The 22,454-nt window shown below is 46.5% G+C and carries 12 protein-coding genes; 11 read left to right on the plus strand and 1 reads right to left on the minus strand.

Annotated elements, in window-relative coordinates; all coding sequences use genetic code 11:
* Positions 1 to 235: 235 nt before the first annotated feature.
* The 7 genes from EHS89_RS04725 (at position 236) to EHS89_RS04755 (ending at position 16,939) form a co-directional block, all read left to right on the plus strand.
* Positions 236 to 1,513, plus strand: coding sequence for an efflux RND transporter periplasmic adaptor subunit (locus EHS89_RS04725; protein ID WP_188885303.1), 1,278 nt, complete (start codon positions 236 to 238; stop codon positions 1,511 to 1,513).
* Positions 1,477 to 3,660 (plus strand): hypothetical protein, encoded by a 2,184-nt coding sequence (locus tag EHS89_RS04730; RefSeq protein WP_124924982.1) that lies wholly within the window; start codon positions 1,477 to 1,479, stop codon positions 3,658 to 3,660. Before EHS89_RS04725 ends, EHS89_RS04730 begins: the two co-directional genes overlap by 37 nt.
* A gap of 44 nt (positions 3,661 to 3,704) precedes the next feature.
* Positions 3,705 to 5,525, plus strand: coding sequence for an efflux RND transporter periplasmic adaptor subunit (locus EHS89_RS04735; protein WP_170167414.1), 1,821 nt, complete (start codon positions 3,705 to 3,707; stop codon positions 5,523 to 5,525).
* Between the two features lie 79 nt (positions 5,526 to 5,604).
* Positions 5,605 to 11,439, plus strand: coding sequence for a DUF4347 domain-containing protein (locus EHS89_RS04740; protein ID WP_124925332.1), 5,835 nt, complete (start codon positions 5,605 to 5,607; stop codon positions 11,437 to 11,439).
* The gene (locus EHS89_RS04745; RefSeq protein WP_124924984.1) at positions 11,439 to 14,258 is read left to right on the plus strand and encodes a response regulator; all 2,820 of its coding nucleotides are present in this window, start codon (positions 11,439 to 11,441) and stop codon (positions 14,256 to 14,258) included. Before EHS89_RS04740 ends, EHS89_RS04745 begins: the two co-directional genes overlap by 1 nt.
* Positions 14,259 to 14,287: 29 nt before the next feature.
* Entirely contained in the window at positions 14,288 to 16,078 is a 1,791-nt protein-coding gene (locus tag EHS89_RS04750; RefSeq protein ID WP_124924985.1) for a putative bifunctional diguanylate cyclase/phosphodiesterase, read from the plus strand.
* Positions 16,079 to 16,432: 354 nt separating this feature from the next.
* The gene (locus tag EHS89_RS04755; RefSeq protein ID WP_170167415.1) at positions 16,433 to 16,939 is read left to right on the plus strand and encodes an aminoacyl-tRNA deacylase; all 507 of its coding nucleotides are present in this window, start codon (positions 16,433 to 16,435) and stop codon (positions 16,937 to 16,939) included.
* Between the two features lie 3 nt (positions 16,940 to 16,942).
* On the opposite strand, the gene EHS89_RS04760 is transcribed toward EHS89_RS04755, so the two are convergent.
* Positions 16,943 to 19,201: a bifunctional diguanylate cyclase/phosphodiesterase gene (locus tag EHS89_RS04760; protein ID WP_124924987.1), complete on the minus strand. Its 2,259-nt coding sequence runs from the start codon at positions 19,199 to 19,201 to the stop codon at positions 16,943 to 16,945.
* A 302-nt stretch (positions 19,202 to 19,503) separates the two neighbouring features.
* Between EHS89_RS04760 and EHS89_RS04765 the strand changes: the two genes are divergently transcribed.
* The 4 genes from EHS89_RS04765 to EHS89_RS04780 all read left to right on the plus strand — a co-directional run bounded on the left by EHS89_RS04765 (position 19,504) and on the right by EHS89_RS04780 (position 22,422).
* On the plus strand, positions 19,504 to 20,154 hold the full coding sequence (locus EHS89_RS04765; RefSeq protein WP_124924988.1) for a cupin domain-containing protein: 651 nt from the start codon (positions 19,504 to 19,506) through the stop codon (positions 20,152 to 20,154).
* Between the two features lie 2 nt (positions 20,155 to 20,156).
* Complete coding sequence (locus EHS89_RS04770; protein WP_124924989.1) at positions 20,157 to 21,002, plus strand: Nmad3 family putative nucleotide modification protein; 846 nt, start codon at positions 20,157 to 20,159, stop codon at positions 21,000 to 21,002.
* A 192-nt stretch (positions 21,003 to 21,194) separates the two neighbouring features.
* The gene (locus EHS89_RS04775) at positions 21,195 to 21,509 is read left to right on the plus strand and encodes a hypothetical protein (protein ID WP_124924990.1); all 315 of its coding nucleotides are present in this window, start codon (positions 21,195 to 21,197) and stop codon (positions 21,507 to 21,509) included.
* Between the two features lie 157 nt (positions 21,510 to 21,666).
* Positions 21,667 to 22,422 (plus strand): TetR/AcrR family transcriptional regulator, encoded by a 756-nt coding sequence (locus EHS89_RS04780; protein WP_124924991.1) that lies wholly within the window; start codon positions 21,667 to 21,669, stop codon positions 22,420 to 22,422.
* Positions 22,423 to 22,454: the final 32 nt, after the last annotated feature.

The following is a 22,454-nucleotide window of genomic DNA, read 5'->3' on the forward strand; positions in this document are numbered from 1 at the left end:
GGGTTGTTTTGTGTTTTCAGGTCAGTTTATTCAGATAGAGAAATCGGGTTTATTACCCATTCTCGGTAGACGGTGCTTACTATTCCTTGAGAATCTAATTATATTCTTGGTAATCAGGGTGTTATTGATTCATACAACTTGTTAGATTCAGGGCATGGAGTTTTACATTTCAAGATTTGAATTGAGCGATGGAAGCGAATAATAAAACTGGATGTATATTCAGCGGGAGATGCTGTTGCTTAACGACTGGTTGAATACAGTTTGTGGCATGCTGACAGGGGCGCATAATGCAGGACTTTTTTCCGTTTCTAATGGGCAATTAGAACTGGATCATTGTTGGCCAGAAACGGGCGATTGCGCATCAGTCTTACAATTTAAAAAACAGGCTGAGCTTGCGTTAGCCGGACAGAATGCTGTCATAAGCTATGAGGTTGAAGCGCCGGGTTCTCCTTGCATTATCGCTCAGATGTTTAAGGCTAAAAAGGGCAAGCAATATGTGCTTCTGGTCTGTTTTTCCAGCGCAGATGTGAATCCAAAATACCAACTTTCACTGATAAACTGGGGTATTGCCTGGTTTCGGGTGCTAGACCGGCAAGCGTCAATAGAACAGCGTTTAATATTATCCGAACCGGTGATCTCTGATGACGCCCCCGTTGGTCCTGCATCTACTGAATCGTATTTTCAGCGTACTGTTAACCTGATTAAGTCCTACCCCAAGTCATCCGTTGTCAGTTTGATAACGCTGGTGCTCTGTTTATGGCTGCCCGTCGACCATTCAATTAAATCCCCGGTTGTGGTTGAAGGGCGGGTTCAGCGTTCTGTCACCGTGCCTGTTGATGGTTTTCTGAAATCGATCAATGTTAAAGCCGGTGATCGGGTTAGTCAGGGACAGTTATTAGCAACGCTGGATGAATCAGAATTTAGATTGCAGTTAGAACAGGTTAGTAATGATCTTAAGGTAGCTGATAAACAACATCGGTTGGCGCTTTCTCAGCTCAATTACAGTGAAGCACAACAGTTTGCTTTGCAGCGGGATATTGCAGAGATAGATATTCGTTTACTTGAGCAGCAATTAAGCCGCTTAGAACTTAAAGCACCTATTTCGGGGCAGATTATATCCGGAGATATGGGACGGGCCAGTGGCACCGCTGTTGAACGAGGCCAGGCATTGTTTGAAATGGCCCCGGTTGGCGATTATCGGGTGGTATTCAATGTGGATGAAACTGATATTCGGTACGTTGCCAAAGGTCAAAAAGGTGAAATTTTATTAAGTGGGCTTGGCAATACGTCATTCCCGGTTGAGATCGATAGGGTTTCCTCCATTTTTACGCCGGACCAGGGGCAAAGATATTATCGCTGTGAGGGGCGATTGCTGGGTGTTATCGATAATAACTTACGTCCCGGAATGGCCGGCACTGCCGATGTCATTGTAGGTAGCAAGTCGTTGGGAATTGTTTTGTTTGAGCCGTTACTGCAATGGCTGCGGCTCAAAGCCTGGCAGATTCTGCCATGATGCAAGGCGATAACCTGACCCTGACAGAGGCTAACCACTGGGATCGGGTGAAAACCTTAAAGCTAACCTGCGTCGATGGGCTCAGGTTCAGTCAGCGGACTGATAAAGGGCAGGTGTGGTGGTTAATTCAGAAAAACAGTTCTGACCTACAGTATCGTATTGATGATCTGTCTTACCGGATGCTACAGCAGTTAGATGGTCATATCACGCCGTTAGAGATATGGCAGGATACGGATACAGAGATTACATCAGAGCAGCTGGCTGCTCAGTTTGTACAACTGCTGGAGCTGGGGTTTCTATTGCCGGGTTCAGGTTCAGGTTCAGGTCCAGGCCAGAAGACGGCTACTCAGAAGGCTAAGAAGAAGCGGCTTCTTAATCCTGTGGGTTTTAATCTGTTCAGTTTTAACCCTGAGTTTATTCTTAAGCCCTTAGCACCCCTATGCCGTTATCTGTTCAATGCAGGATTTGGGATGCTATGGTGCGTGTTTATTTTTTGTGGCCTGCTGTTATGGCTAAATAACCATGATGATTTAGTAAGTTACTTCAATGCCCGGGCGGGCGACCCTTTATATATTTTGTTGTTTTGGCTGGTATATCCTGTTCTGAAGCTGATACATGAACTAGGCCATGGACTAGCGGTCTGGTTTGGTGGAGGTCAGGTAAAGCGAGCCGGAATATTGATGCTGGTTTTCATGCCGGTTCCTTTTGTAGACGCATCTGAAAGCTCCCATTTTCAGAGTAAAAAACTCCGTATGCTGGTGTCTGCTGCAGGAGTGATGGCCGAGATGCTTGTCGCAGCGATTGGATTGATGTTCTGGTACTTCAGTGACTCGGTTTTATTGCAAGAGATCGGTTTTATTGTTGCGCTTGCCGGCTCCGTATCGACTATTGTCTTTAATGCTAATCCGTTGCTGAGATTTGATGGGTACTATTTTCTGTCTGACTGGATTGACGTGCCCAATCTCGCCTCCCGTTCTCAGCAACTTGTACGTCGGTTTTTCTTTTCTCAGATATTTAAATTACGTAATTCAAAGGATGTTTTTACCTGTCAGGCTTACGAAAAAAAATGGTTAGTGTTATATGGTCCCGCCGCACTTTGTTACCGCTTGTTTATTATCGGCGTTATTGCATACCTGGTGAGTGGCTATTTTCTCTGGTTGGGTCTGTTGCTCGCAGCCTGGGCCATTGGGATACAGCTCATCTGGCCAGTGGCCACTTTTCTTAAAGAGGTTTGGCAGGCTGCTGTTGTGCAGCAAAGAATACAGCGCTTTACGGGAGTAACAATATCAGCATTAAGTCTTTCGGTTTTGATGTTGGTTATACCGGTCAGAACGACTGTTATTGCTGAAGCCGTGGTGGTATTGCCTGAAACCGCCTATCTGCGGACCTCGGTTGATGGTTTCGTCAGATCGATGAGTCTCTCTTCAGGTGCCGGTGTGAATCCCGGTGACGTCGTTATGCTGTTAGATAACCCGGAGCTTATTGCTCAGCGAGATAAGTTGAGCGCGGAACTTAAAAAAACATATAACCTGCATGCGTCTGTTTTACTCGATGACCCCCAGCGCGCCACCATCATTGAGGAGCAGATTAGTTCTCTGACTACTGAACTTAACTATCTTGAAGCACAGGTTGAAGGGCTTGCTGTGACGGCGGCTCAGGCTGGGAAGTTAACGATAGATAACTGGCAGGATCTCCCCGGTCGTTATCTGAAAAAAGGTGAGCTAGTAGGCTTTATATATCAACCGGGGCATTTTGAGCTTCAAACGGTAGTTTCAGTTGCCGATGCGGATGCTCTCAGCAAGGGAGAACTGTCAGCTGAAGTTAGTTTCTCCGGTTTTCAGGGCATTGAGATACCGGCTGAGAATATTCGTTCTGTTCCCCAAGCGGTTTCTTATCTGCCCGATGCGGTGCTGGGAAGTGCCCATGGAGGGGAGTTAATGATTGATATACAAGACACTTCTGGTATAAAAACATTGTATCCTGTATTTCAGTTTAATCTTGAGATACCGATATCTTATACAGAACTTGTTCAGGAAGAACGAGTACCGGCAAAAACGGCAATAGTTAAATTCAGTCATGCCCCCCGTAGCCTTGCCAGTGAGCTTTGGGCGTTGGGGCGTGAATTCTGGTTTATTAAAAGCATTTGAACTCAGCCTGATAGTGTCTGAGCGGCCATAAAAAGGAAACTGATTTGCGACCCTTTACGTTGTTTAATGTGATTGCTTCAGTGTTGTTTTCTCTTCCCCTGTCAGCCTCTGCCGATGTGGCTGACCAGTTGCCCGCCTTGGACTGTATTATCAATCCGTCAGAAAAAATCGATTTGAGCAGCCTTTCAGCTGGAGTCATTACCGAGGTACTAGTCAGACGTGGTGATGCTGTTACCCAAGGTCAAAAAATTGCTCAGTTAGATGATCGGGTCGAGCAGGTTTCAGTAATGCTTGCCGAAGCCCGCGCAGCTATTGAGTCTGAGTTGGAAGGTGGCCAGATCAACCTGGATTATGATCGTTATGCCTATAAACGGTTGACCAATTTATATCATTCGAAAGCGGTATCAGAACAGGATAAAGAGCAGGCCGAGAGGGCGGTAAAGCTTTCATCCGCGGCGATTAAACAGGCTCGCGAACAAGCTAAGATAAGAGAATTGGAGCTGTATCGTGCTCAGACATTACTGGAACAGCGTATTGTCCGTAGTCCAGTGGATGGAGTGGTACAGCGCAACCTTAAATTCAGAGGGGAATACGTAGACGAAGATCCTGTGGTACGTATTGTTACGTTAGATCCTTTGTATATTGAAACCATGGTGCCTATTAAGCATTTTGGCTCGTTACAGCGTGGCATGTTGGCTGAGGTTTATCCGGAAGTTCTGTCTCAAGAGGCAATGCAGGCCCGGGTTATTGCTATTGATCCGGTCGGTGATGTCGGTAGTAGTGCTTTTGGGGTTCAGCTGGAGATGGCTAATCCCGATAAGAAGATTCCAGCAGGAATTAAGTGTGACTTGAAGTTTACCGGGCAGCTTGAGGTTCGGTCTGAGGAGGAGCAGGAATCTGAAACTAGCAAAGTTGCAGTAAATGTTGCCGATGTAAGCAAAGGTTCTGATCAGGCTGATGATAGAACCGAAAATTCCCCGGTAAATACCCCAGAAACCAAAATTGAAATAGCTGAACAAGTAGCATTTTCTGAGAATAAAGAGCCTGAAGATCAAGAACCTGAACATAAAGTATCTGATATTAAAGATCCTGAAGTTGCTGTACCTGAGGCGATTGATGCGGATCTGGTAGCACCTGAAACAGCTATAGCGTCGACCGCATCTGAGCAAATGGCTGTAGAACAAAAGGAAGTAGACCGTCTGGTTCTTGGAAAGGAAGCAGATCTATCTGCGGTACCGGCTACTGAAGAATCAACTGATGTTGTGAACGAGCTTACACCGGTACAGACAGGAGATGCTATTGCGTCGGACCAGTCGCAGGCAGCTACTCAGGCAACTACTCAGGCAGTTGCGCAGACAGCTATACAGGCAGCTACTCAGGCAGTTGTGCAGACAGCTATTCAGGCAACTAATCAGGTAACTACGCAGGAAACTGATGCGGAACAGGAGCCTTCTGTTGTGCTGAAAAGCGTTGTTCTGGGACCTTATAAAACTGATAAGTTTCAGCAGGTTAGCGGCTTACTGAATACTGAAAATATCGCCTTTACTACAGAGACTTCAGAAGAGGTGCGTAAGATCGGTTATATCTTGCTATTGCGGGGTAGCAAGCAGGCTTTGGCGACAGCAGTCACCGAATTGAGGAGTTACGGATTGAAGGACGTTGAGTATCTCAACTATGGTGCTTATAAAGGTTCAGTCTCTCTGGGGGTTTTTTATAATGATCGTTCTGCTAATGAACGATCCCGTCTAATCTCACGATATGGTTACCAGCCTGAACAGGTAACTCGTTTTCGAAAGCAGAGTCTGGTAACGGTTCTGGCAGATATTCCGGCAGGAGATAACCGGTTAGAAAAGCTAGGGCTTTAATTTTATAGCGGTGCTGTAAGGGACATACTTAGTAATTTATACCGTTGTATTGCATTGTTTTATATGCAAAGGGGAATGGATGTCCGTAAAGCGGCGAACATCAGCTTCAGTCACCAGTTTGCTACTGGAAAGGGTAGAGCCACGTATTCTGCTATCTGCAGATCCTGTGGCGGCAGTCTTTGCCGTCACCACAGATCTGGCTGACGAGCCTGATTATGAAAAGTTATACAGTATTGAAGAGTTACTCCCCGTTACAACAAATGGGCAGGAAAGTTCTTTTCCCGCACCGCCCTCCAAACCTGAATTAATCGATTCAGACGATCAAGGATTAGCGTCCCTTTCAGACGTTCGCGAGATCATTTTTATAGATAGTCGGGTGCCGGACTATCAGGACCTTATGTCTCAGGTCGATTCGAACGACAACTCAACTATTACCGTGATACTTAATCCTACCGGTGATGGCATCGAGAATATGACTGATATTCTCAGTTCATATAATCAGATAGATACAATCCACATTATCAGCCATGGTTCTGATGGAGAACTGCAGCTGGGTGCAACGACTTTAAATACGGGTAATCTGGATGACTATTCCGGGCAGCTGGAAGCCTGGCAGGCTTCTCTAACCGATACAGCAGATCTGCTGATTTACGGCTGTAATCTGGCGGAAACTGACGTCGGTGTGAGCTTTGTGAATAATCTGGCTCAATTGACCGGAGCAGATATAGCAGCCAGTGATGATATTACCGGGCATTACACATTAAAGGGTGACTGGGAGCTTGAGTATCAATCAGGGGTGATTGAAAGTAGCTCTCTGTTTGCCAATAGCTTTGACTCTGGTTGGGTAAACACACTGGCCGATGAAGATGTAAAAGATAAGTTCGAGAGCCAGTCATATTTTAATAATGATGGGTCAGTTAACTGGAGTGGACCCTGGCAGGAGATAAATGAGAGCGATGGTCCCGGCGGCGGATCTGTATTTATTGTAGCTGGGCTGGATGGTGTTGTGATATTTGGTGCTGATGTGGGTTTGTCCCGTGAAGTTGATCTTTCTGCTGCAAGCTCTGCGATACTGGAGATTAAGTTTGCACCGGTCAATCTGGTCGCTACGAATGACTACGTGACTTTTGACGTTTCAAATGATGGTGGCGCCAGCTGGACCGAGCTTGACAGGATTCGAGGCCCTCAATTAGACACGTCCATTCACACATATAATTACGATATATCAGCACACACTGCATCAAATACTCAGATCCGTTTCTTGTCTTCTACTACATTCGATCTGGGGAGTTCGCTCTTAATCGATAGACTAACTATCGATTATAATTTGACTAGCAATCAGTTACCGACACACTCCCTGACAGTCAGCGGTACTCAAATCGAAGATCAGGTGCTGACCACTAGCGGAATAATTAATGATCCTGATGGTACTACTGGCGCGGTGTTTAGTACTCAGTGGCAGCGTTCTGCCGATGGTGATAACTGGAATGATATCTCAGGTGAATCTCTGAATTCCTATACCCTGGGAGATGCTGATGTTGGCCAGTATATTCGCTTTGCACAGACCTATACCGATGATGCAGGCAACGCAGAAGGCCCACTTTATAGTGATTCCACGTTGCAGATAGCGAATGTAAATGACCTGCCTGTTAATCTGCCGACCTTGTCCGGCACCGCACAGGAAGATAGTTTTCTGAGTGCGAATACCGGATTGATTACAGATGATGATGGTATTGGAGCTACTTTTACGTACCAGTGGCAGATATCGACAGATAATGGCGTGAACTGGAATGACATTAGCGGTGCGACGGGAAGTAGTTACTCTCTGGGCGACCCTGAGGTTGGACATCTGGTTAGAGTGGGTGCCAGCTATACCGACCTGCAGGGCACCAATGAGGGACCAGTTTATAGTGCTCAGTCTGCGTTGATAATAGGGTTGAATGATGTTGTTAATGGTTTACCGGTGATTACCGGCACCGTCACTGAGGATCAGACTCTTACAGCGGATACCGGCGCGATCACCGATCCCGACGGTATCAGCGGTTTTAACTATCAATGGCAGCGCTCCGCCGATGGCAGTAGCTGGGCAGATATCAGCGGTGCGATCAACAATACCTACAGCTTAGATGACAGCGATGTCGGTGACTTTATCCGGGTTGAGGTTAGCTTTACCGATGATCAGGGCTTTGATGAAGGGCCGTTACTCAGCAGTGCCACCGCGACGGTGACCGCCGTGAATGATGCTGTTAATGGTTTACCGCTGATTACCGGCACTGTCACTGAGGATCAGACCCTTACAGCGGATACCGGCGCGATCACCGATTCCGACGGCATCAGCGGCTTTAACTATCAATGGCAGCGCTCCGCCGATGGCAGTAGCTGGGCTGATATTAGCGGTGCGATCAACAATACCTACAGCTTAGATGATAGCGATGTCGGTGACTTTATCCGGGTTGAAGTCAGTTTTACCGATGATCAGGGCTTTGATGAAGGGCCGCTTTACAGCAGTGCAACGGCAGCGGTGGCCGCCGTGAATGATGCTGTTAATGGTTTACCGCTGATTACCGGCACCGTCACTGAGGATCAGACCCTTACAGCGGATACCGGCACGATCACCGATTCCGACGGTATCAGCGGTTTTAACTATCAATGGCAACGCTCCGCCGATGGCAGCAGCTGGAGTGATATCAGCGGTGCGATCAACAACACCTACACCTTAGATGATATCGATGTGGGTGAGTTTATCCGGGTTGAAGTCAGCTTTACCGATGACCAGGGCTTTGATGAAGGGCCGCTTTACAGCAGTGCAACGGCAGCGGTGGCCGCCGTGAATGATGCTGTTAATGGCTTACCTGTGATTACCGGCACCGTCACTGAGGATCAGACCCTTACAGCGGATACCGGCACGATCACCGATTCCGACGGTATCAGCGGTTTTAACTATCAATGGCAACGCTCCGCCGATGGCAGCAGCTGGAGTGATATCAGCGGTGCGATCAACAACACCTACACCTTAGATGATATCGATGTGGGTGAGTTTATCCGGGTTGAAGTCAGCTTTACCGATGACCAGGGCTTTGATGAAGGTCCGCTTTACAGCAGTGCCACCGCGGCGGTGACCGCGGTGAATGATGCTGTTAATGGCTTACCGCTGATTACCGGCACCGTCACTGAGGATCAGGTGCTCACGGCGGATACCGGCGCGATCACGGATCCCGACGGTATCAGCGGCTTTAACTATCAATGGCAACGTTCTGCCGATGGCAGCAGCTGGGCTGATATCAGCGGTGCGATCAACAATACCTACAGCTTAGATGACAGCGATGTCGGTGACTTTATTCGGGTTGAGGTTAGCTTTACCGATGATCAGGGCTTTGATGAAGGGCCGTTACTCAGCAGTGCCACCGCGGCGGTGACCGCGGTGAATGATGCTGTTAATGGCTTACCGCTGATTACCGGCACCGTCACTGAAGATCAGATCCTCACGGCAGATACCGGCGCGATCACGGATCCCGACGGTATCAGCGGTTTTAACTATCAATGGCAACGTTCTGCCGATGGCAGTAGCTGGAGTGATATCAGCGGTGCGATCACCAATACCTACAGCTTAGATGACAGCGATGTCGGTGACTTTATCCGGGTTGAAGTCCGCTTTACCGATGATCAGGGCTTTGATGAAGGGCCGTTACTCAGTAGTGCAACGGCAGCGGTGACCGCCGTGAATGATGCTGTTAATGGCTTACCGCTGATTACCGGCACTGTCACTGAGGATCAGACCCTTACAGCGGATACCGGCGCGATCACGGATCCCGACGGTATCAGCGGTTTTAACTATCAATGGCAACGCTCCGCCGATGGCAGTAGCTGGAGTGATATCAGCGGTGCCATTAACAATACCTACAGCTTAGATGATAGCGATGTCGGTGACTTTATCCGGGTTGAAGTCCGCTTTACCGATGATCAGGGCTTTGATGAGGGGCCGTTAATCAGCAGTGCGACCGCAGCGGTGACTGCGGTGAATGATCCTGATAGTGGCTTACCGGTTATCAGTGGCGCTGTGGTAGAAGATCAGATCCTCACGGCGGATACCGGCGCGATCACGGATCCCGACGGCATCAGCGGCTTTAACTATCAATGGCAACGTTCTGCCGATGGCGGTAGCTGGGCTGATATCAGCGGTGCGATCAACAATACCTACAGCTTAGATGACAGCGATGTCGGTGACTTTATCCGGGTTGAGGTCAGCTTTACCGATGATCAGGGCTTTGATGAAGGGCCGTTACTCAGCAGTGCAACAGCTGCGGTGACCGCGGTCAATGATGCTGTTAATGGCTTACCGCTGATTACCGGCACCGTCACTGAGGATCAGACCCTTACAGCGGATACCGGCGCGATCACCGATCCCGACGGCATCAGCGGCTTTAACTATCAATGGCAACGTTCTGCCGATGGCAGTAGCTGGGCTGACATCAGCGGGGCGATCAACAATACCTACACCTTAGATGATAGCGATGTCGGTGAGCTTATCCGCGTTGAAGTCAGCTTTACCGATGATCAGGGCTTTGATGAGGGGCCGTTACTCAGCAGTGCAACGGCTGCGGTGACCGCGGTGAATGATGCTGTTAATGGCTTACCGCTGATTACCGGCACTGTCACTGAGGATCAGACCCTTACAGCAGATACCGGCGCGATCACCGATCCCGACGGTATCAGTGGTTTTAACTATCAATGGCAACGTTCTGCCGATGGCAGTAGCTGGAGTGATATCAGCGGGGCGATCACCAATACCTACAGCTTAGATGATAGCGATGTGGGTGACTTTATCCGGGTTGAGGTTAGCTTTACCGATGATCAGGGCTTTGATGAAGGGCCGCTTTACAGCAGTGCCACCGCGGCGGTCAGTGCAGTGAATGATCCTGCAACAGGAAGCCTAAACATTAATGGCGGTAATACTATTGGTGACGTACTGACACTGACTAATAATATAGAGGACCCGGATGGACTGGGCTCCCTGAGCTATCAGTGGTATCGCGATGGTAGTGTTATCAGTGGAGCAGCGGGGCCAGGTTATTTACTGACAACTGCTGATGCAGGTAAAGAGATTAATGCAGTGGCTAGTTTTACGGATCTACAAGGGAACACTGAAACGGTGGCAAGTAAATCTGTAGCAATACAGGTGCCGGTTCCTGAGCCCGAAGCGGTAGTTCTTGAAATTGATCTTGAAGAAGTCGTTGAAGAGATAGTTGAAGAGGTAGCTGAAGAGGTAGCTGAAGCGTCTGAGTCGTTATCGGAAGGCAGCTCCGATGATCAGATTGAGGCGTTACCCGAACAAACAACAGCATCTCAAATCATTTTGGTTGATGCGGGTAATACTGTTATACAGCTCGACTCTCCTAAACTGATCGTTGAAGCTGTTGCGCAACAATATCAACGTCCAGACTATAACTCTTTGAATAGTGCGATAGCGCAACAAGTAGCTATACAGCAGTTTCAGCCTGTACTGAGTGCAATGGCTCATCCTATACAGCTTCAGAATCTAACCCAGTTTGTTGAAGGGATGGAACAGCTACAAAAAGGGGCTGCGGAGCAGGTAGAACTTGAAACAACAATGATTGGCGGCTCAATCGCGCTTTCCTCAGGCCTGTCAGTGGGCTATGTCATCTGGTTAGCACGTAGTGGAGTGTTGCTGAGTTCAGTACTGACATCCTTGCCTGCATGGCGATTTATTGATCCATTGCCCATTTTGGCGACCATGTCGGCCGAAAAAAATGATTCTGTTGATGATTCCGATCATGATGAAGATGAGTCTCTGGGTGCCATTATCGATAAGAGCAGTGATCAAGAGGGTGATGAGCTGACGGATTCAGGAAATCAGATCGCTGAGGATGCTCCGAAAGTTGTGAAGGAAAAGTAATGAGCTGGTTAAAACGACTAATCTCTGCCCGTAGTACTACCAGCCGAATTGCTTTCGGTCAGGTCAGTATGTTTATCAGCATCGCGTTGATCGCTGTAATTGTTGGCATTCTTCCGGATTACTTAGGCACCCGGCTTAAAGACAGAGTTGTTTTGGCTGAGGCGATTGCTGCTAATAGTTCGGTATTGATTACCCAGTCAGATCTGTTTCGGTTAGACGCTGTTTTGCAGCTAGTGGTTGATCGAAATAATGAAATTATTTCAGCAGGCGTACGAAAGTCAGATCAGAAGCTGGTCGTGGATGTGGCGAATCATCGTAGCCAATGGCAAACAGATAGTTCAGAAGACGTTGTCGATCGACAGATGTCTGTACCCATTTTTGCTGGTAGCACTAAATGGGGTAGCCTCGAACTCCAGTTTGAGCCTCTTTACGGAAAAGGGCTATGGGGGTTCTATCAGCGGCCTCTGGTTCAGTTTCTTCTGTTCTGTGGAATCATTCTCTACCTGGTGTACTTTCTGTATTTGGGGAAAATGCTAAAACAGTTAGATCCCTCTCAGGCAGTACCCGACCGGGTAAGGGCTGCGCTCGATACTATGGCGGAAGGGTTGATAGTGCTGGATCGTAAATCTCAGATTGTTCTGGCAAATCAGGCATTTTCTGATCTGTTAAATCGCAAGCCTTCATCCCTTATGGGCTTCGAAGTTGACCGCTTACCCTGGCAGCATAAAGGTAATGAAGAAGCAGAATATCCCTGGCTGAAAGCGCTTAAATCAGGCTTGGCTGAAATGAATCAAACTGTTCGCCTGGAGCTTGAGGATGGTGTGCGAACTTTCATGGTGAATTGCTCTCCCGTACTGGCTGACAAAGGCAAAGCCGGTGGTGTTCTGGTGAGCTTTGATGACATTACAGTGCTCGAAGAGAAAGAGGTTGAGCTACGACGTTCCAAAGATGAAGCTGAAGCGGCTAACCAGGCAAAGAGTGATTTTCTTGCCAATATGAGTCACGAAATTCGAACGCCAATGAATGCGATTCTGGGTTTTACTGAGGCGCTCAGGCGTGGTTACGGAAAAAATGAAGATAGCAACGAGCATTACCTTAGTACCATTCTGGTGAATGGTGAGCATCTGCTGAACTTGATTAATGACATTCTAGACCTGTCTAAAGTTGAGGCCGGGCATCTGGATGTTGAGTCAGTGACATGCAACCCTCATCAGATTATCCGCGAAGTAATACAGGTGCTGGATGTTAAGGCCAAAGAAAAGGCTATCGCGCTTCACTACAGTCCTCAGGGGAGTTTGCCCGAAACACTGTTGACTGATTCGGCCCGACTAAGACAGATAGTTACTAACCTGGTTGGTAATGCGATCAAATTTACCGACCAGGGCGAAGTAACAGTAATTACTAAAGCCGATCGTCGTAAAAACAAGCTGATTATTGAAGTGGCTGATACTGGCATCGGTATGTCAGAACAACAGGCTGCATCGGTATTTGACCCTTTTGTGCAGGCGGATAGCTCAATTACACGCCGCTTTGGTGGTACTGGTCTGGGCTTGTCGATCAGTAAGAAATTCGCAGAAGCGATGCAGGGTAAAATCTATGCGAGTAGCAAAAAAGGTATTGGTAGCCATTTCTATCTGGAACTGGAGATAAGGAATGATGGCACAGCTTTATTTATTGATGCAGAAGATATTCTCGCGCAACAGGAACAAATGATAGCTAAGGAAAATGCCAGCTGGAATTTCCCCGAAGCTAAAATACTTGTGGTTGATGATGCTGCCGAGAACCGAGAGTTAATTAGTCTGGTACTGATTGAGCAAGGTTTGAGTGTTGATGAAGCCGCTGATGGCCTGGAAGCATTACAGAAAATTAAGGTAAACAGCTATGACTTGATCATGATGGATGTTCAGATGCCTAGACTGGACGGTTACAGTGCTGTAAGGCAGATGCGCGAACAGGGAATTGAGTTACCGATCATAGCGCTGACTGCGCATGCTATGAAAGGCAGCGAACAGAAATGTCTTGACGCTGGTTATTCAGGTTATATGAGCAAACCGATTAAGATCGATAAACTGATAAGGTTGTTAGTCCGTGAACTGGGAGCAACGCAGTGTGATAGTTCAACGGGCAAGGAATCTAGCCTGAATGAAAATGTGGCTCTGGATGTTACACCTATCTATTCTGAACTACCGGTAAATAACCCTAAGTTTGAACAGATTGTTATGCATTTTATAGATCGACTTAATGAGGTTTGGCTGCTCATTCAGAAAGCTAAGAAGCAGCAAGACACGAGTGCTATCCGTGAGCAGGCGCAGTGGATGAAAGGGACTGCTGGTTCGGTTGGCTACTCTCAGTTAACGGAACTTGCCGCTAAGCTTGAAAAGTCTATCTCAGGTGAATGGGCAGATATCGAGAACTTAATTACCGAGATTGAACAGGTGATACAACAGATAAATGCAGGACTGCATAGTCAAACAATTCATAAACAAGCAAGCATATCGAATTCTGTGAGCTGGCCTATTCCTGAACAAGTGACATCGGAGCTGGCAGCGCAGAATGAAAAATTCAGAGCCATTGTAGAGCGCTTTACCAATAAATTGGGACCAAAGATTGATGAGATGCATGCATCTCATCAACATTCTGACTATGAAAGCCTAATGGCTTTGGCTCACTGGCTTAAAGGCAGTGGCGGATCAGTTGGGCTGCATATCTTTACTGATGTTTCAGCCGCACTAGAGAAGGCTGCCCGGGAAAGGCGAGGCGCTGATTGCGCTGAATTACTCGAAGTTATCAGTGAAATACATCGCAGAATTGTTATTTGATGATTGTCGTATAGAAGAGAAAATATGTTATGAATTTTCCAAATACAGTCACGGAACCGGGCTCAGATAGCTCCAAAACAGGTTTTCAGAATGCCTTGATTATGATGGTTGATGACGAACCAATCATGATGGAGATTGTTCAGGCTCATCTGGAAGGGGCGGGGTATAGTCGGTTTATTAGTGTTGAAGATTCTCGTGAGGCATTTGACGTACTGACTCACCGGCGCCCGGATATTCTTTTCCTTGATCTGGTTATGCCTCAGGTTGATGGTTTTGAAGTGCTGCGCCGTATCCGGGAACATGATGAGTTTGCTTATTTACCGGTCATTGTTCTGACCTCTTCTACCGATGCGGAATCAAAATTAAGGGCGCTGGAGCTGGGAGCGACAGATTTTCTGGCAAAGCCTGTAGATGCCAGTGAGCTGATTCTACGATTAAGAAATACCCTGACTGTAAAAGCCTATGTCGATCAGTTAGCTAATTCGGATGCGCTGACCGGCTTACCCAATCGTAAAACCTTGTTTGAAAAAATGGTTTGGGCAATTAAATATGACCAGATGAACGGTTATAAAACCGCTTTGCTCACAATAGGCTTAGACCGTTTCGGTAATGTAAATGAATCCTTGGGTATTCGTTGTGGTGATCAGTTGCTACAGCAGGTAAGCCAGCGGATTAAATCAGTTGTTAATCTTAGAACAAAGCAGTTTGTTGGACGAAGCGGTGAAACAGAGGTTGAGATAGCCCGGCTTTCAGGCGATGAGTTTGGCGTACTGCTGCCCTCATTTCATCAGCATGACCACGTTGCCTCGATGGCTAGCCATATCCTTGAAGAGCTGGCGAACGTATACATCGTTGATAGCCATGAACTTTATATGAGCGCTTGTGTGGGTATCTCTGTCGCCCCTGAGGATGGTGTAACCGGCGACGAAATGATCCAGAAAGCAGATGCGGCTTTACGTCAGGCTAAGCAGCAGGGGGGCGCCGAAATATGCTTTTACTCTAAGAATATCAACAGTAACCTGCAAGAGCGGCTGGAACTGGAAACAGATCTGCATAACGCCCTCAATAATAATGAATTTCAGCTGTATTATCAGCCTAAGGTTGATCTCTTGAGTAAGCGGGTGGTTGGTGCTGAAGCTCTGTTAAGGTGGATTCACCCACAAAAAGGATTTATCTCTCCTGAGCAATTTATACCTCTGGCTGAAGAAACAGGACTGATTTTAAAAATTGGTGACTGGGTCTTGAATGATGCTTGTCATCAGGCGGCGCTGTGGCATAGATCCGATATGTCAGATATCAAAGTTTCGGTGAATGTATCCGGGCAGCAGTTTAAAGAATCGGGATATATTGAGCATGTTAACAGAGCGTTAAAGCGTTCTGATTTACCCCCCTCTTTGCTGATGCTTGAAATGACCGAAAGCCTGGCAATGGACAATGTTGAAACCAGTATTGAATTGCTGAATGGGCTGAAGCAGCAAGGGGTTGGGTTGTCGATCGATGACTTTGGCACCGGCTATTCATCATTGAGCTATCTGAAGCGTTTCCCCCTGGATGAACTGAAAGTCGATCGTTCATTTATTACCGGAATACCTGAAAATGAAGAAGAGGCTCAGATCGTGCAGGCGATAATAGCTATGGCTAAGGCACTTCGTTTATCTGTTGTCATTGAAGGGGTAGAAACCGAAGCGCAACTGAATCTACTACAGCTGACACAAAGTGATCTTATTCAGGGGTATTATTTTAGTAAACCTCTGAAAGCCGATCAGTTTGAAGCCTATGCCCGCACAATGAACGATGAAGTTCCTGAGAGTGTTTATTGAGTAAGTTGGGTGGATTAAGTGCTTTTGAACTCATTATCTTCTTATGAGTAGAAGCTTCCAACATCAGCTTTGATCGGGAAAATGCAATCGAATATGATTCTGTTCCCTCGATCGGCCAGCTATTTGATAATGTCAAGTATATCCTGGTGATGCTTTGCAAAAACAATGCGTTATAGCCTTTTGCTGTAATTTGTTGTTGTGCTGCGGAACGGTTAAACAGAGCCATGGCACAGGTTGACTAAAAGAGATTGCCTGGTCTGCTAAAAGCAGATGTCTGATTTTTATCTTCATTGTTGTAACACGCATCTATACTGTTTTATGAAAGAACAAACTTATATGCCGGAGGTGAAGGTCATGACTGTAGCAACGACGCTGAACTCATATCTGAATAACAAAGCCTGCCGTTACGACATGGTGGAACATCCTTATTCAACAACAACAGCTGAAGCTGGCACTTCTTCGTCCATTCCTTTGAAGAAAGTGGCCAAAGCGGTGGTACTGCATGACCAGAATCGTTATCTGGTGGCGGCCATACCGGCGATGAATATGCTTGTGTTACCTGAAGTTGAACGGTTGATCGGTTGTCATGCTGAGTTAGCCACCGAGCCAGAACTTAAGCGCTTATTTGGTGACTGTGATGTGGGAGCTATTCCTGCGGTCGGTCAGGCTTATGGTCTAAAAGTGATCTGGGATGATGCATTAAAGGATGAAGATGATATCTATCTTGAAGCTGGAGACCACAGGCATCTGTTGCATCTGAAAAAAAGCCAGTTTATGCGACTGATGAAAAATAATCCTCATGGTGAGATCAGCTGTGCGCCAGAAGAGCTCTATGATATGAGCCATCTGCGGATGATGTGAAACTCATTCGATTGTGCCGTTAATAAACTCTCCAATAGCGGCACTGTTGTGGCTTTCTCTGATAAAGCTAAGCAGATCTGTCGAGGGCATTGGCTTGGCGTAGTAGTACCCCTGAATCATGTGGCAGCCCATTGTATTGAGCCGTTTTACCTGATCCAGGGTTTCAGCGCCTTCAGCCAGAACGGTAAAGTTCATTGCCAGGGCCATATCAGTGATCATTTTTACAATTAGCTGATTCTTTTTATTAGTTTCTAATTCAGTAATAAAGGCGCGATCAATTTTGAGCTTGCTAAGTGGGATATCTGCCAGGTACTGCATAGATGAGTAGCCGGTACCAAAGTCATCTATCGCGATAGTAAAGCCTGCTTGCTGTAGTAACTCCAGCTTATGAATACTGTTTTCAGGGTGCTCCATAAGCGTTGTCTCAGTGATTTCCAGTTCAACCTGATCAGGAGAAACCCCGTACTTTTTCAGAATAGTTTCTAACTGAAGCTGAAAATCATCCTGTTGCAGCTGCTTAGGTGAGATGTTGATGCTTACTCTGTCGAATTTTATTTCTTGTTTATTCCATTCGCTGATCTGTTGCCCGACCATCTCAATGACAGCGTATCCCAGTTTGATGATAAGACTCGAAGCTTCAGCAACCGGAATAAATTCATAAGGTGAAACGGTGCGTTGTAGCTCTTTAGAGTTCCAGCGAATAAGCGCTTCAACAGCATTGAATTTATGGTTAGAAAAATCATATTGGGGCTGATAAACCATATGAAATTCTTTATTTCGCAGGGCATTGCGTATCGCACTGGCAATCAGCAGATCATTACTTAACTGGGAATCTATATCAGGAGAGTAGATGCTGATATCAGTTTTGCGTTGCTTTTTCGCCAGGGCCATAACAGAAAAGGCTTTATCAATGAGTGATTCAATACCATCACCATGTTGTGGGAAGAAACTGGCTCCGATTCTTATTGAGCAGTTAAGCTGATGATCAGCGATACGGTAAACCCGGTTGAGGTTGTCGTTTAACTGTTGTAATTGCAGAATGCGATCGCGCTCTTCCAGTTGCTCAGTGTTTGGGCTATAGCCAATGAACCGGCTCTCAGAGAATACACCTAAGATTGACCGGTCATTAAATGAAGACTGGATACGACTACAGATCTGCTTCTGCAGTTCGTTTATGACCTGGCTGGGGTAAGTTGCCGTCAACTGATTGAAATCATCGATACTGATGATCTGAAGCATACCGTCCTGTCCGGGGTTCAGATACTGATCGGCTACCAGTTGTTTGAAGTGCTTTTTATTTGGTAGTCCGGTGATCGCATCCTGTTCAAGAAACTCCATTAACGGGGTCAGAACCTTTCGGTTAAGGGTGTAGAAGAGTAGGGCGATAAAGCTGAAAATCGCGAGAAAATAGGCTAGCAGGCTGAGCGTGTTGCTAACGATAACAGAGTTCAGGATGCGCTTAGGAATAGTAAAAACCAGATACCAGTCCGAGTTGGCGATAGGAAAGGAGCAGTATAAGAAATCCTGAGTATTTAGAAGTGTTTTATCACTGCTACTCAATATTGAAGATAGTGAGCGATTATTCAGACCTGGCAGCTGTTTGATACCAGTATTATGTAGTTCCTGATTCGGATGAATGAGAATATTGCCATTTTGCTCAGCAAGAAAGGCGTAGCCCCCCATTCCCAGTTTTATATCGAGCACCGTTTGGGTAACGAAATCAAGCGCAAGATCCCCTGAGACAACCCCGGTAAATTGTTCATTCCTGAATATCGGGGCGGTAATTGCTATATAGCGCTGATTGTTAGCATCAAAACCAAGGTAGGGATCGGTCATGACCGGCTTTCCTGCTGCTTTACTGGCCTGATACCAGGGGCGGGTTCGGGGGTCATAACCCGGAGGGATATCCCAGTTAACAAACCAGCTATAACCGTCGCTCTCTAATCCATAGTAGAGGTAATAGAAGTTTTTAGCTTTAAAGGTCTGATTAAGATAGAACTCAAAGTTGGAATTTTGTCGTAAAGGTTGATCGCTGTCGGACATTGTCTTAGCAAAGTTTGCGATAATATCCAGATTGTCGTTAAACCAACGGCTCAGTTGTACCGATGCAAGATTGGCTTTTAGTAATTGCTCCTCTTGTAACGACTTGTGTAGATTGTGACGGACCTCAGAATAGGCGACCAGCGTCGATGCCAGCAGACCAAGCAGCAGTAATGACAGGATGCTGTAAAACAGCTTGTTCTTATTATTAAGTTTTAGCATCGATTCGACGAATTAGTTTGGTAGTTTTTTTTCGAATACTGAGAATCATTCCCATCAATTATGGGTAGAATGCACTTTAACAGAATGGCTTGCCAGGGTCTTAAATGACCTATTTTTTATGTGTGAATTGTTGGCTTTTGGGTGGTTTCTTGATTTGCATCAAGTTTCAGTGCTGAGAGCTAGCACTGCCCAGTAACAAACTATGAACAGAAAATAATAGTACGCTAGGGGCTGTGCAGGAATAATTTATATCAAGATCTTCATTAATATGTTGTAAGAATATACCGGGAGTCTATAAGACTATGATAAACATGGATTATTCCAAATCGGTAACCATTGATACTCTTGGACAGGAATGGGTTGCCAGCCCTATGTCGGGTGTATGGCGCAAGCCCCTTGCCCGTGAAGATGCAGAGCGTGGTCATGCGACCAGTATTGTGAAATATGATGCTGGGGCATCTTTTTCCGCCCATGGCCACCCGAAAGGCGAAGAGATTCTGGTATTGCAGGGCGTCTTCTCAGATGAAACCGGTGATTACCCGGCGGGAACATATTTTCGTAATCCTGAGGGGTTTAGCCATGCCCCGTTTAGTAAAGAAGGCTGTACTATTCTGGTGAAATTACATCAGTTTCAGGCTGAAGACAGTGCTCATATCTGTATCGACACTCGCAAGGCTCTGGTACAGCAACCGGGTGTTTGTAAACATTTACAGTTGCATCAGTTTGCGAATGAACAGGTTGAGATGTTTCGTTGTATCGCTGATGCGGAACTCGATTTCAGTTATGCCGTTGATGGGTTAGAGATATATGTGATCTCAGGTAGTCTCTCGGACGAAGGCGGAGTCTACTATGCCGGGTACTGGACCCGAATGTATTCCGGCAAGGGTAAGTCTTATAAAGTGTCTGCCGGTAGCCTTATATGGGTTAAAAGCAATCATTTGAGCCTTAGTTAAACATGAAGCTGATTCTCAGTCGCAAAGGTTTTGATTCCTCGGCAGGAGGCTGTCCAAGTCCGATTCTACCCGATGGACGACTCCTTTCGTTGCCTATTCCCGATACAGCCTCTTCTGTACGGTATTCAGATTTACAGTATCCGGGGGTAAATAGTGGACGCCTTGTTTCACAGTTAAGCCGGGGACGGGTGAAAGGTTCTACGGGGGCTCATATAGATCCTGACCTTGATCGAAACTATCTTTCCCGAGCGAGCGGTTGGCGACCATTACTTGGACAGACCGGATCAGCTCAGGGGCACCTGCGTAAGCAAGAAATAACAACGGGTGACCTGTTTCTGTTTTTTGGTTTGTTCAGGGATGCTGAGATACATAACCGGCGCTGGCGTTTTGTGCCGGGGTCCCGTCCCCGGCATATCATATGGGGCTGGATGAGTATTGGTAAGATACTGAATGTCGATAGCTCAGATCTGAGTGCATCACTCTGGTTAAATTATCATCCACATCTACAAGGTGGTTCAGACGCTAATAATACGCTCTATCTGTCCGCAGAATCCCTGATGTTACCAGGTATTTATGATCTGCCTGCCTCAGGTGTATTCACAGAATATCATTCTGAGCTACAGCTGACTCATCCCGATTCTCCTAATCCTTCAGCCTGGCGGTTACCTGAGTGGTTTTATCCTGAAACCCGGACTCCGCTGAGCTATCACGCTAAACCTGAACGCTGGTCCAGAGATGAGCGTTACTGCCGGTTGCAGTCTGCAGCACGAGGGCAGGAGTTTGTTCTTGATGTTGACCAGTATCCTGAACTGACAGACTGGTGTGCTAATTTATTAAGGCTTAGTTAGTTTAATTTATTGTTACTTTAACCCTTAGTTAATCAGATTTAAGTCATCATCACTCATGCGTTGCTAGCGGGTTTTAATATAACCCCCAAAATGAGTGATGCCGCTTCGAAATATCCTCAATGCCCGACTAGACTGGAATGATATTCGGATGAAACGAAAGGTTTAGTGCTCGGGTAGCACAGGGATAAGTCTATGAAATTAGTTAAAGATCTGACCGATGATGGCATCATTTATTATTGGATTGATGAGGTGGGGGACCCTATTAGCGCTGATTTGCGCACCCTTGATGATGCAAGGGAGTGGCGTGTTCTTTATCTACATAATGCATACCAGGGTGCTGAGCGACGTACCTCAATCATTGATAGACGATATAACTCCGAAAAAAGACAATTTATGGAGCAAAACCATCAGTTTGCCCGGGGTAAATCTCAGGGAAGACGAGAGGCTGATATTCTTGTGACTGTTGATACGGATCTGGCAGCACAGAAAATTAAAGAATATTACTGAGACTATTCATGCGTGCTCTGTCGCGCGATCCATTCTTACATTGAACCGGTGCCAACTTTTACTATCAAATTAGTTTGTTATATCTATCCATCAGGACTTGAAGTATAAAATTCCATGTCTATAATTGACGAATCGTCATTTATAGGTTGTGTTATCCATGAGTCCACGTCAGGTTGATCTTCAAACCCTTCATAATCGCGAGCAGATTCTGCTTGATGCGGCGATGGACCTGATTATGAAACAGGGTGTGGAAGGCTTAACAATGGATAAGCTTGTTCGTGAGGTACCTTATTCGAAAGGGACTGTATACGGACACTTTTCCGGTAAGGAAGACCTGTTACTGGCAATTTGTAACAGGGGTATGGATCTGCTGGGTGGGTTGTTTGAGCGGGCACGACAGTTCGAAGGAACCAGCCGGGAACGGATACTGGCAATACACTTTTCCTATCTGCTTTACTCTCGTCTTTATCCGATGATGTTTATGCTTGTTATTACGGCTAAATCACCAGGGGTGACTGAAAAAGCATCAGATCGACAGCGGGAAGAGCATCGTCAGCTGGAAGCTAAAATCAGCGGTGGCATTATTGCCGTTATTGAGCAGGCTCTTGCAGATCGTGAATGCGAGAATCCGTATCAACTGACTTCTGAGCAGATCGCTTTTTCTAACTGGTCTACTGCGTTTGGTTCAATCTCGTTACTGAGTAAGGACTTTGAACAGTGTAGTGTCCGGGCGCAGTTGGATAGTGAGCAGGCGTTACTTAATAATATCAATCTGTTACTGGATGGATTGCACTGGCGCCCATTATTTTCTGAGTTTGACTACAATTTAACCCTGCAACGCTTTCGTAGCGAGATTTTTGCAGTAGAAGTTGAGATGTTGCGCGCCAAGGGAGTGGAGCTTCAGCCAAATTAAGCTGAAACATAAATAAACCAACGGCGTCGGCC

Source organism: Amphritea balenae, assembly GCF_003858655.1.
Classification (GTDB): domain Bacteria; phylum Pseudomonadota; class Gammaproteobacteria; order Pseudomonadales; family Balneatricaceae; genus Amphritea; species Amphritea balenae.